At 44.9% G+C, this 13166-nt stretch carries 10 protein-coding genes; 9 read left to right on the top strand and 1 reads right to left on the bottom strand.

Annotation, left to right across the window (positions count from 1 at the left end; all coding sequences use genetic code 11):
* Positions 1–65: 65 nt before the first annotated feature.
* Positions 66–1460: a S41 family peptidase gene (locus tag H9649_RS09125; protein ID WP_191694440.1), complete on the top strand. Its 1395-nt coding sequence runs from the start codon at positions 66–68 to the stop codon at positions 1458–1460.
* 22 nt (positions 1461–1482) lie between these two features.
* On the opposite strand, the gene sda is transcribed toward H9649_RS09125, so the two are convergent.
* A complete protein-coding gene (gene sda, locus H9649_RS09120) occupies positions 1483–1650 on the bottom strand; it encodes a sporulation histidine kinase inhibitor Sda (protein ID WP_191694439.1) in 168 nt (55 codons plus the stop codon).
* A gap of 962 nt (positions 1651–2612) precedes the next feature.
* Between sda and H9649_RS09115 the strand changes: the two genes are divergently transcribed.
* The 8 genes from H9649_RS09115 to leuC all read left to right on the top strand — a co-directional run bounded on the left by H9649_RS09115 (position 2613) and on the right by leuC (position 13149).
* Entirely contained in the window at positions 2613–3143 is a 531-nt protein-coding gene (locus tag H9649_RS09115; RefSeq protein WP_191694438.1) for a DL-endopeptidase inhibitor IseA family protein, read from the top strand.
* Positions 3144–3405: 262 nt separating this feature from the next.
* Complete coding sequence (ilvD, locus tag H9649_RS09110; RefSeq protein WP_191694437.1) at positions 3406–5073, top strand: dihydroxy-acid dehydratase; 1668 nt, start codon at positions 3406–3408, stop codon at positions 5071–5073.
* Between the two features lie 397 nt (positions 5074–5470).
* Positions 5471–7198, top strand: a complete 1728-nt coding sequence (gene ilvB, locus H9649_RS09105) for an acetolactate synthase large subunit (protein ID WP_225229793.1) — start codon at positions 5471–5473, stop codon at positions 7196–7198.
* Positions 7195–7710 carry an acetolactate synthase small subunit gene (gene ilvN, locus H9649_RS09100; RefSeq protein WP_191694435.1) on the top strand — a complete coding sequence of 172 codons (516 nt, stop codon included), beginning with the start codon at positions 7195–7197 and terminating at the stop codon, positions 7708–7710. The genes ilvB and ilvN overlap by 4 nt, the downstream gene beginning before the upstream one ends.
* Before the next feature lie 250 nt (positions 7711–7960).
* A complete protein-coding gene (gene ilvC / locus H9649_RS09095) occupies positions 7961–8995 on the top strand; it encodes a ketol-acid reductoisomerase (protein WP_191694434.1) in 1035 nt (344 codons plus the stop codon).
* Positions 8982–10532: a 2-isopropylmalate synthase gene (locus H9649_RS09090; RefSeq protein WP_191694433.1), complete on the top strand. Its 1551-nt coding sequence runs from the start codon at positions 8982–8984 to the stop codon at positions 10530–10532. The genes ilvC and H9649_RS09090 overlap by 14 nt, the downstream gene beginning before the upstream one ends.
* A 90-nt stretch (positions 10533–10622) precedes the next feature.
* Positions 10623–11723: a 3-isopropylmalate dehydrogenase gene (leuB, locus tag H9649_RS09085; RefSeq protein WP_191694432.1), complete on the top strand. Its 1101-nt coding sequence runs from the start codon at positions 10623–10625 to the stop codon at positions 11721–11723.
* Between the two features lie 16 nt (positions 11724–11739).
* Complete coding sequence (leuC, locus tag H9649_RS09080) at positions 11740–13149, top strand: 3-isopropylmalate dehydratase large subunit (RefSeq protein WP_191694431.1); 1410 nt, start codon at positions 11740–11742, stop codon at positions 13147–13149.
* Positions 13150–13166 lie beyond the last annotated feature (17 nt).

Here is a 13166-nt window from a genome sequence, read left to right as displayed (position 1 = left end):
ACTGACAGAATTATAGGAAAAGAAGTATACTGATAGAAAAGCGAATTTGAAATGAGGATCTTGATTTGATTAGAAAAACATTGCGACCATTGTTGCTGTTAGCTGCCATATTGATAGTCATAATGCCGTTCACTGTTTCCGCAGCGACAGAACCGCTCGATGAGATCCGTCAACTTGTGCAGAAGCACTATGTGGATGAAGTGCCAGAATCCGTCTTGAGTAAGGGGACGTCCAAAGAGATTATGAAAGGCCTCGATGTACATTCTGTATACATGACAAAAGCAGAGTATGAAGCATTCATGAACGGCATTGAACAGCGGATTGTCGGTATTGGTGTTGTATTGGAAGAAGATTTGAATGGTGTCAAAGTGTTATCAGTCATTAAAGATGGACCGGCTTCATCTGCTGGAATTGTTGCTGGTGATTTGTTGACACATGCGGATGGTGTCTCTTTGAAAGGCAAATCTATCCAAGCTGCAATCCCTTTAATAAGCGGGGAAGAAAATACGGAAGTTGTGTTGGCTATTGAGCGAATGAAAGAAGGGCGAATCATCAAGCTGACGAAAACGATCCGGCGTGCAGAAATTCATTTACCGACTGTGGAATATGAAATGCTTGGCGGAAATATCGGTTATATCCGACTGAACAGCTTTGCGGGGGATTCAAGTAAAGAGCTTGCGCGTGCCATAAGTAAGTTGGGGAAGGCGGATAGTTATATTTTTGACATCCGTAACAACGGCGGCGGCTATATTACCGCTGCTCAGGAAGTTTCTGGTTTTTTTCCGGACGTGAAAGAAGCATTTCAATTGCGAGAGAAAAACAAAGAGCCTTCAATCTATCCTGCCGTGAACCAGAAGGAGCAAATCGAAGGTCCAGTGTCATTACTCGTCAATGAATTTAGCGCAAGCGCTTCTGAAATGTTGGCTGTCAATTTGAAAGAAGTAGGAGCAGCAACGGTTTACGGTCAAAACACGTACGGCAAGGGCACAATGCAGACGATGTATGCATTTTCTGACGGAAGCGTATTGAAATTGACGACAGCACGGTTTTATTCGCCGAAAGGCATCGCTGTAAACGGAGTCGGTATTTATCCGGACGTGGTGACGAACGTAGGTGAAGAACTGACAACAGCTCATTTTGACCACCTCATGTTGAAAGTGAAGGGGTATGCACATCTCTCCAGTTTGGAAAATGTGAAAACAACGAAGACATTTACTGTCCAGATGACGAAAGCAATGGACTTCTCTACTATCGACCATTCTGCAATTGAACTCGTGGAGCTTGGTGGCCAGAGAATTCCTGTGAAAGTCGTTGTGAAAGACAGCAAAACTGTTGAGCTGATTCCAGAGAAACCTCTCGTAGCGGGACGCTCGTACATGCTGATCATCCATCCTCGTTGGGTGGATACTAAAGGACGACAAGTGAAAACAGGCATTTATCTAAATGTGACAGTAAAATAGATAGTCTCAAAGGGCTTGTCCATTAAAATGTGGATGGGCTCTTTTTGACGTCGTTGGGGAGTTCGCAAGCTAACTTCAACGAACGAAGTCTGATTTCTTGTTCTAATAATGTGATGAATTTCGGACAAAGCTTCATTTCCACTGCTTTGCTATAAGAATCAATTAACAAATCGTCCGATATTCTAGTCAATTTCTACACCTCCTTGTCATACAGTCTCGTTAGGCTGCATAAAGTATTAATTTCTGTATATTTACAATATCAAATAATAGTATATAGAACAACCGTTCTTTTATCCACAGATAAGCGTGGATAAGATGTGGTTAACTTGTTTGTAAGCGTCATAAAGCCCACAGGGTGGTGTGGACAACGTGGACAAGGTTATCCACAGTTGCGGATTATGCAAACTTTGTCGAAAGTTTCTCCATGAAGACGTGTATATTCCTATAGATCTTCTTTGAAAGACCAATTGTCAATCAACTTTCGACAAGTACTGACAAGATGGTGTGTTGTAACGTCTACGTTTCGTTACGAACGAGTTACGTTTCGATACGCCGCGTCTATGTTTCGATGCGAGCGAGTTACGTTTCGATACGTCGTCTACGTTTCGTTACGAACGGTTTATGTTTCGATACGCCGCATCTACGTTTCGATGCGAACGAGTTACGTTTCGATACGCCGCCTACGTTTCGATGCGAGCGAGTTACGTTTCGATACGCCGCATCTACGTTTCGATGCGAACGGTTTACGTTTCGATACGTCGTCTACGTTTCGATACGAGCGGTTTACGTTTCGATACGCTGCGTCTATGTTTCGATGCGAGCGAGTTACGTTTCGTTACGCCGCTTACGTTTCGTTACGAGCGAGTTACGTTTCGATACGCCGCGTCTATGTTTCGTTACGAGCGGTTTACGTTTCGATACGCCGCCTACGTTTCGTTACGAGCGGTTTACGTTTCGATACCCCGCGTCTACGTTTCGATGCGAGCGAGTTACGTTTCGATACGCCGCGTCTATGTTTCGATACGAGCGAGTTACGTTTCGATACGCCGCCTACGTTTCGTTACGAACGGTTTACGTTTCGATACGCTAGTGTGTATGTGAACTCTTGGCGATTCATACGCTTAAGTATGAGCTATATGAGGAGGTTCATCGATGAGGAGAAAACTGGCAATTGGGTGGTTGCTTTCAATCCTGCTTCTACTAACAGCATGCAGCAGCCCACCCGCGGGTTATGTTGCGCTGTCGCCGAAAAATGCTGTGGAGCTCGCTAGTGCATGGGCAGAAACGAGTAATGTGATTATGGCAGGCGGCTTGTATAAGGAAGGTGAATACGTATCGTTTACTCATAAAGGTATGGAATACCGCTACATGGCGGCTCATTTAGATTCAAAAAAGAAGTTGAAAACAGAAATGCAGAAATTCATTACAAAAAAGAAAGCGAAACGGTTTATGAAAGAACATGGAATCTTGAAACATAAAGGCAAGCTTGCACAACCGGAAGTAGAAATAAGCTCACAGCTCCAATGGGAAATGGCTACGGCAAAAGAGTTGAAAGTGAAAAACGATTATATGGTATTTGAAATTACGGTTCCAATCGGAGATACGAGGACAGCTGAAAAAATTACTGTCAAATACATCTATCTGAAAAAGACGGGATGGCGGATTGACAAATTTAACGAATGAAAGAGCGTCAAAATCAAATAGAACGTAAAACGATAAAAAATAATTTTTTTATTTCTTTTTCTTTTGAATATGCAATATATCGCACTTGTAAGCGGATACATTATTATCTTCTATTCCAAATTGGGCGATAATTTGAAATAGGCGGTTGACTATGGTCGTTATACGATATATGATAGCAACAATCTATTTCGATATGTGAGTTGATTCACATATTTCTAGCAGTTTAAAAGCTGATGGATAAGTTGATTAGGAGAGATTGCAGATGAGAAGTGACATGATTAAAAAAGGTGTCGATCGGGCACCGCACAGAAGTTTACTATATGCAACCGGTATTAAGACGAAGGATCTGGAAAAGCCCTTCATCGGTGTCTGCAATTCGTATATTGATATTATTCCAGGCCATAGACATTTAAATGTATTTGCTGAAATTGTAAAAGAAGCAATTTGGGAAGCAGGCGGAGTTCCATTTGAATTCAACACGATCGGTGTGGATGATGGAATCGCGATGGGGCATATCGGTATGCGATACTCCTTACCGAGCCGCGAACTTATTGCTGATTCTGCAGAAACGGTCATCAATGCCCACTGGTTCGACGGCGTGTTTTACATTCCGAACTGTGACAAGATCACACCAGGGATGCTCATGGCGGCGGTGAGGACGAATGTCCCTTCCGTATTCGTATCAGGCGGACCGATGGAAGCCGGCGTTTCTTCATCAGGAAAGCAACTTTCACTCACTTCGGTATTTGAAGGGGTCGGCGCTTTCAAGTCAGGCAAGATGTCAGCTGAAGAACTACTCGATATCGAGAATAACGCGTGTCCGACATGTGGATCATGTTCAGGGATGTTCACTGCGAACTCGATGAACTGTTTGATGGAAATGCTCGGATTGGCCCTACCTGGAAATGGTACGATCGTCGCCACATCTGATGAGCGCCACAAACTCATTAAAGATGCTGCAAAACACTTAATTCGTATGATCAAAGAAGACGTTAAACCTCGTGACATCGTAACAAAAGAAGCGATCGATGATGCATTTGCACTTGATATGGCAATGGGTGGTTCCACTAACACTGTCCTCCATACATTAGCAATTGCGCATGAAGCTGAAATTGACTATAGCGTACAAGATATTAATATCGTCGCTGAGCGCGTTCCTTATTTGGCGAAGATTATGCCGGCGTCGGATATTTCGATGGATGACATTTTCAAAGCAGGTGGCGTCAGTTCGATTATTAATGAATTAACAAAGATACCAGGTGCGATTCATCCGGATCGCTTAACAATTACAGGGAAAACGATCGGTGAAGACGTACAAGATTATCATATTACGAACAAAGAAGTCATTCGTACGAAAGACAATCCGTACAGTCCTGTTGGAGGGTTATCCGTTTTATTCGGAAATATTGCTCCTGAAGGCGGCGTCATTAAAGTCGGTGCAGTCGATCCGTCAATCAAACAATTCAAAGGTAAAGCAATTGTTTTTGAATCACAGGAAGCGGCACAGGAGAATATTGATAATGGAACTGTCAAAGAAGGCCACGTCGTTGTCATCCGTTATGAAGGTCCAAAAGGTGGTCCGGGAATGCCGGAAATGCTCGCTCCGACGTCAGCTATTCAAGGCAGAGGTTTAGGAACAAAAGTGGCTTTGATTACAGATGGCAGGTTCTCAGGTGCATCCCGTGGTATTTCCATAGGTCACATTTCACCTGAAGCGGCTGAAGGTGGTCCGATTGCATTGGTAGAAGATGGAGATATTATCGACATCAATTTGACAAATCGGACAATCGAATTACTTGTTTCTGAAGAAGAGTTGGCAGCGCGTAGATCGAAATTACAACCATTCGAACCAAAAATTAAAAAAGGCTATTTAGCCAGATACTCAAAACTCGTTACGTCGGCAAGCACTGGCGGCGTGATGAAAATATAATAAACCGATGATGGGGCAAAAGGGGATAGATCCTTGCATTTACAGAGAGCCGGTAGCGCTGAAAGCCGGCATTGCAACTATCCACGATATCACTCCGGAGGGGATTGCTGAAAGGGAAACCGAGTAGGCAGTCCCGGGCATATGATTGTTGTAGCCCGTTAGCAAAGAATGGACATTTAATTGATTGCACGTATGTGCAGTGAATTGAATGCTCATTCACGAGGCGGCGCAAGCCGTAAACAAGGGTGGTACCATGAAAAGCTTTTTCATCCCTTACACGAAGATCGGATTTCTTTGTGTGGGGAGAAAAGGCTTTTCTTTTTTGTATAAACGGATAATTAGAATAGTCAGGAGGAGTCAGCAAATGAGTGCGGAAGTTCAAACGAAGCAGGCAGTTATGGAGCAAACACCAGAGCCGATGGAAAAGCAAGAAAGTAACCTGAAGATGGACGGTTCTGCCGTTCTTATCCAAGGGTTAAAGGACCAAGGAGTCGAAGTCGTGTTCGGTTACCCAGGAGGGGCGGTCTTACCGATCTATGATGCGTTGTATAAGGATCCGATTCCACATGTACTTGCACGTCATGAACAAGGAGCGATCCATGCGGCGGAAGGGTATGCACGTGTTTCGGGGAAACCTGGTGTTGTCATTGCAACATCTGGTCCAGGGGCAACGAATCTTGTGACAGGTATAACGGATGCGATGATGGATTCATTACCGCTAGTCGTTTTCACAGGGCAAGTGGCAACGACAGTCATCGGAACGGATGCTTTCCAGGAAGCGGATATCATCGGTATTACTACACCGATTACAAAGCATAACTATCAAGTCCAGGATGTTGCAGACCTACCGCGCATCATTAAAGAAGCATTCCATATCGCTTCAACCGGACGTCGTGGCCCCGTACTCGTCGATGTTCCTAAAAATATTGCGACAGAAATTTTTGTGACAGAAGAAGAACGCTACGCGGAAGTGAACTTGCCGGGCTATCAGCCGACGACAAGTCCTAACTATTTACAAATACAGAAAGCCGCAGAGGCACTTGCCAATGCAAAAAAGCCGCTAATCTTAGCAGGTGCCGGTGTGTTACATGGCCAGGCGATGGAAGAGTTAAAAGAACTCGTTGAAACGAAAAAGATTCCTGTGACGAATACACTGCTAGGTCTCGGCAGTATTGCTGGAAATCATGAATTGTTCCTCGGTATGGCAGGTATGCACGGAACGTACACAGCGAATATGGCGATCAGTGAATGTGACGTGCTATTGAATGTCGGTGCACGTTTCGACGATCGGCTGACAGGTAATTTGAATTCATTCGCAACGAACGCGAAAGTCATTCATATCGACATCGATCCAGCTGAAATCGGTAAAAACGTCCCGACGGAGATTCCGATTGTCGCAGATTCCAAAAAAGCATTGGCAGCATTGCTTAAGCAAGATTTCAAAGCACCTGATACTGCTGATTGGTGGATTCACTTGAATGACATGACAGAAGACGCTCCACTTTGGTACATCGAGGATGAGCATGAAATCTTGCCACAGCAAGCAATCCAGATGGTTCACCGCATTACAGAAGGCGATGCAATCGTTACGACAGACGTCGGCCAGCATCAAATGTGGGCAGCTCAATATTACGCATTGAACAACCCTGATCATTGGGTGACTTCCGGCGGACTTGGAACGATGGGCTTTGGATTCCCGGCAGCAATCGGCGCACAAATTGCAAGACCCGATAAACGTGTTATTGCATTTGTCGGTGACGGCGGGTTTCAAATGACGGCGCAAGAACTTTCGTTATTGCAGGAAATGCGTCTCCCGGTGAAAATCGTCATTTTGAACAATGGAGCACTTGGCATGGTGCGTCAATGGCAAGAAACGTTTTACGATGAACGTTACTCGCAGTCTTTGATTCCCGTGCAACCGGACTTCGTCAAACTGGCTGAAGCCTATGACATTAAAGGTTACCGCATTACGAAAAAAGACGATGCAGAACAAATTTTCCGTGAGGCACTATTATCTGACGAACCGGCATTAATTGATTGTCGTGTGAAAATGAAAGAAAATGTCTATCCGATGATTGCACCAGGAAAAGGTCTGCATGAAATGATCGGGGTGAAAAGCAAATGAGAAGAGTTATAACTGTTACTGTTATTAATCAAAGCGGCGTATTGAACCGAGTGACAGGCTTATTGATGAAGCGTCAATTCAATATCGAAAGCATTACAGTCGGTCATACAGAACAATCTGGTATGTCAAAAATGACATTCATTGTCCATATCGATGAAGAGCGTAAAACCGAACAACTGCTGAAACAACTTCAAAAACAAATTGACGTCATCAAAGTACATGACATCACCGACAAAGCGATTGTTATGAGGGAGTTGGCATTAGTGAAAGTGATGTCACCGCCGCATGCACGCAGTGAAATTAACAGCGTCATCGAACCATTCCGTGCGACCGTCATCGATACAGGTAAAAGTGTCGTCACTTACCAAGTGACCGGTACGCCGGAAAAGATTGAAGCATTTATCGATCTGGTGAAACCTTATGGCATTAAAGAATTGACGCGGACTGGAGTCACGGCATTTACCCGTGAAAACCAAAAAGCGCCATCGCCTCAGTTGTCGATATTGAAGTAGGTAGGATTTTATGGTCGCGTGATCGGCATATATGGGCGCACAACCGACGAATATGAGCGCAGAACTGACATATATGGGCGCGTGGCCGACGAATACGAGCGCGGAACGGGCATATACGGGCGCACGAGCCACGAATACGAGCGCAGAACCGCTATATACGGGCGCAGTACTAGCAAATACAGGCGTGACAATGAAATTCCAATATAAAAAACTAAAACCCAAGAAACCAAAAACCGAGGAGGAAATTACAATGGCTAAAATGTATTATAACCAAGATATCAACGAAGGACTTTTAGAAGGAAAAACAATCGCGGTAGTAGGATACGGCTCACAAGGTCATGCGCACGCACAAAACTTGAAGGACTCAGGATTCAACGTAGTTGTCGGCGTACGTCCAGGTAAATCATTCGACCAAGCGAAAGAAGATGGCCTTGAAGTGAAGACAGTTGCTGAAGCGGCTGAACAAGCGGATATCATCATGATCTTACTTCCGGACGAAAGACAGAAAAAAGTATACGACGAGGAAATCCAACCGGCACTAAAAGCTGGCAAATCACTCGTTTTCGCACATGGATTCAACGTTCACTTCGGACAAATCAATCCACCATCAGATGTAGATGTATTCCTAGTTGCACCTAAAGGCCCTGGACATCTCGTTCGTAGAACATACGAAGCAGGTGCAGGTGTACCGGCATTGTTCGCAGTTTACCAAGACGTATCCGGTCAGGCGAAAGACGTTGCACTTGCTTATGCAAAAGGGATCGGTTCAGCTCGTGCTGGTGTTCTTGAAACGTCATTCAAAGAAGAGACGGAAACAGATCTATTCGGAGAGCAAGCTGTACTTTGCGGCGGGTTGACTTCACTAGTCAAAGCAGGATTTGAAACGTTGGTAGAAGCAGGATACCAGCCAGAACTTGCGTATTTTGAAACGATGCACGAATTGAAACTAATCGTTGACTTAATGTACGAAGGTGGAATGTCGGGAATGCGCTATTCAATCTCCGATACAGCTGAGTGGGGCGATTTCGTTTCAGGACCACGTGTAGTCGATGCAGATACAAAAGCACGCATGAAAGATATTTTGACAGATATCCAGGAAGGTAAGTTCGCAAAAGGATGGATTGATGAAAACGAAAACGGTCGTCCGAACTTTAACGCATATGAAGAATCAGAAGCGAAGCACCAAATTGAAGTTGTCGGTGAAAAGTTGCGTGCGATGATGCCTTTCGTTAATGAAGGGAAGAAAACCAAACAGAAAGAAGTGGTGGCGAGTGCGAAAAATTGACATCTTTGACACGACACTTCGTGACGGTGAACAATCAGCAGGTATCAATCTGAATACAGCCGAAAAGATGGAAATTGCCCGCCAACTCGAACGATTTGGCGCTACGGTGATCGAAGCAGGATTCCCTGCTTCCTCACCTGGTGATTTTGATGCTGTACAACGAATTGCGAATACGGTGAAAAACTCAACAGTGACAGGGCTTGCCCGGGCAATGAAGAGTGATATCGATACGTCTTGGGAAGCGCTGAAAGGCGGACAGAACCCCCACCTTCATGTATTCCTTGCGACATCACCGATTCATATGGAATATAAACTGAAGAAAACACCTGATCAAGTTGTGGATATCGCAGTGGAAGCTGTAAAATACGCGAAAAAGTTCTTTCCTCTCGTTCAATGGTCAGCAGAAGATGCATTCCGTTCTGACCCTGCTTTTCTCGTAAAAATCATTAATCAAGTGATTCAAGCAGGCGCAACAACAATCAATATTCCAGATACAGTCGGCTACGCAACACCTAAGGAATACGGGGCTTTATTCAAATACTTGAAAGAGAATGTGACAGGTATTGACCGTGTGAAGCTTTCCGCTCATTGTCATAATGATCTAGGGATGGCGGTTGCGAACTCGATTGCTGCCATTGAAAATGGAGCCGATCAAGTGGAAGGTACGATTAACGGGATTGGTGAACGGGCTGGAAATGCCGCGCTCGAAGAAATCGCAGTGGCACTTCATATACGAAAAGACTATTACGGGTTGGAAACGGGTGTTCATTTACACGAAATTAAACGTACGAGTCAACTTGTCAGTCAGTTGACGGGCGTCATGATCCAGCCGAATAAAGCGGTTGTAGGCAAAAATGCGTTTGCACATGAATCAGGAATCCATCAGGACGGTATGCTGAAAAACCGTGAAACATATGAAATTATTACACCTGAATTGATTGGCGAAACAACAGCTCCGCTGGCTATGGGCAAACATTCCGGCAGACATGCATTCAATGATCGTGCCATTACAATGGGCTTTGAGTTATCAGAAGACCAGTTGAATGAGGCGTTCAATGAATTCAAGAGACTCGCTGACCGGAAAAAGGAAATTACGGAAGATGATCTATTCGTCCTCTTCACTGGTAAACAAATTGAATATGCGGATGCAGACATTTATGAACTGACAAATGTGCAAGTCCAATATGGTACGTCGAACGTTCCGACTGCTACTGTCGCGGTTACGGTTCCGACAGGCGAAAACGTCGTTATTGCAACGACTGGTGCAGGTTCTGTGGAAGCGATATTCAACGCATTGGAAATGGTCGTCAAAGGTCATGTTAATATACTCGATTACCGAGTTACTTCTATTGGAAAAGGCCGCGATGCATTAGGCGAAGCGATTGTGAATTTACGTTTTAATGGTGAGACATATACAGGACGTGATATTTCACAAGACGTACTAGAAGCTTCAGCGAAAGCGTATTTGAACGCTATTAACAGGAAGTTAGTGAAAGACCAGGAAAAAAAGATGGACGTGGTGGCTGTTGAAAGTTAAGAAAGAACGTACTTCATGTTATTTAGACTGAATATTTCGCGCATTTCACAATATGAATAAATTTTAAAAACAATAAGGAGGAGAAGTTCAATGGAAAAAAGAGTAGCTGTATTACAAGGTGATGGAATTGGACCGGAAGTGACAGAAGCGGCAGTGAAAATTCTTGAAGTGGTTGCAAGACGGTTCAATCACAAATTCCAATTCAATTACGGTTCGATTGGCGGCGAAGCGATTGACAAGTTCAATAATCCGCTGCCGGAGGAAACGATTGCCCTCTGCGAATCAAGTGATGCAATACTCTTGGGGGCGGTAGGAGGTCCGAAATGGGATCAGAATCCAACTGAATTGCGGCCGGAAAAAGGTCTTCTCGCCATTAGAAAGCATTTTGACCTATTTGCGAATTTGCGTCCGGTGAAAGCCGTTCCTTCCTTGCTTCATGCTTCTCCTTTAAAAGAAGAAGTTGCGAAAAACGTAGATATGATGATTGTCCGGGAATTGACAGGCGGTATCTATTTCGGGGAACCGAGCCGAAAAACAGCGACTTCTGCCGTAGATACACTAGTCTATACACGCGAAGAAATTGAACGGATTGTTGAAAAAGCGTTTGAACTTGCCCGGTTGCGCCGCGGTAAGGTGACATCTGTCGATAAAGCGAATGTCTTGCAGTCCAGTAAGTTATGGCGAGAAGTTGTGGAAGAGATGAAGCAGGGCTATCCGGATGTTGAAGTGGAACATCAGTTAGTCGACTCTGCCGCGATGAAGTTAATTACAAACCCTGGTGCTTTTGATGTTGTTGTTACTGAGAATATGTTCGGAGATATTTTGAGTGATGAAGCGTCTGTCATTACAGGTTCCCTTGGTTTATTGCCATCTGCGAGTGTCCGGTCTGACGGTTTCGGTCTGTATGAACCAGTACACGGGTCGGCACCCGATGTAGCAGGAAAAGGCGTTGCGAATCCAGCAGCCGCTATTCTATCCGCAGCGATGATGCTGAGGTATTCATTTGGAATGGAGACGGAAGCGGCAACAATTGAGAAGGCGGTAGAAACTGTGTTTGAAGATGGTCATTTCACTGCGGATCTATCGGGTGATGGCGATCGAGTCCATTCGACGAAAGAGTGGACGGAAAAAGTGATTGGAGAACTGGATTTGCAATTTGTATCTAACAGCATTATGTTTTCATACGTGTGAGGGAGGAGAAACTAAAATGGCTAAAACTATTATTGAAAAAGTTTGGGATCAGCATATTGTCTACGAAGAACAAGGTAAACCGGATTTGTTATACATCGATTTACATTTATTGCATGAAGTGACTTCTCCCCAAGCGTTTGAAGGATTGCGATTAGCAGGGCGAAAAGTGCGTCGTCCCGACCTTTGTTTCGCGACGATGGACCACAATGTCCCGACACGGAATTTGCCATTCATTACTGATCCAATTGCTAAAAAGCAGATCGTAACTCTTGAAACGAATTGTCAGGAGTTCGGAATTCCGCTTGCAGATATGGACCATCCCGATCAGGGAATTGTTCATATTATCGGTCCTGAACTCGGATTGACGCAGCCAGGTAAAACAATCGTCTGCGGCGATAGCCATACATCCACTCACGGTGCGTTCGGTGCCATCGCATTCGGTATCGGCACGAGTGAAGTGGAGCACGTCCTTTCAACACAAACGTTGTGGCAATCAAAACCGAAAACGATGGAAATCCGCATTAACGGTAAGCTCGGTTTCGGTGTAACTGCAAAAGATGTTATCCTTGCGATTATCGCGAAATTCGGCATTGACGTCGGAACAGGTCATATTGCTGAATTTACAGGTGAAGCGATTCGGGATTTGACGATGGAAGAGCGAATGACGATTTGTAATATGTCCATTGAGGCTGGAGCGAAAGCAGGTTTGATTAGTCCAGATGAAACGACGGTGGAGTATTTAAGAGGAAGACGTTATGTGCCACAAGGGGATGCGTTTGAAGAAGCTGCAGAAAAATGGCTTGCGCTTGCATCTGACGAAGGAGCGACTTACGATACAGTACTTGAAATAGACGCTGAATCCATCGAACCTTTTGTTACATGGGGGACGAATCCTTCCATGGGTGCAGGAATTAGCTCACTTGTACCATCAGCGCAGGATTTTGAGGATGAATCGGACAAAGAGGCTCTGGAGAAAGCACTTGCTTATATGGGGCTTGAAGAAGGGACTCCGCTCTCGTCCATCCCGATCCAGCATGTATTTATCGGATCGTGTACGAACGCGCGATTGAGTGATCTGCGGGAGGCGGCAGGAGTCATTGCTGGTCAGAAAGTCCATCCTGATGTGACAGCAATTGTCGTTCCGGGATCCCGTACTGTGAAAAAACAAGCGGAAGAAGAAGGTTTGGATAAAGTCTTTTTAGAAGCAGGATTCGAATGGCGCGAGTCAGGTTGCAGTATGTGTCTGGCGATGAATGATGATGTCGTACCAGCAGGTGAAAGATGCGCCTCAACGTCGAATCGGAACTTTGAAGGGCGGCAAGGTGCAGGATCTCGTACGCATCTAATGAGCCCCGCGATGGCTGCAGCTGCGGCGATTAAAGGACGATTCACCGATGTCCGGGAAATGCGTTTGGCGCATGCATAATGAGGAAAGGATGATTC

This window comes from Sporosarcina quadrami (assembly GCF_014836615.1).
GTDB classification, from domain to species: Bacteria; Bacillota; Bacilli; order Bacillales_A; family Planococcaceae; genus Sporosarcina; species Sporosarcina quadrami.
This window is presented reverse-complemented; position numbering and strand designations above follow the sequence as displayed.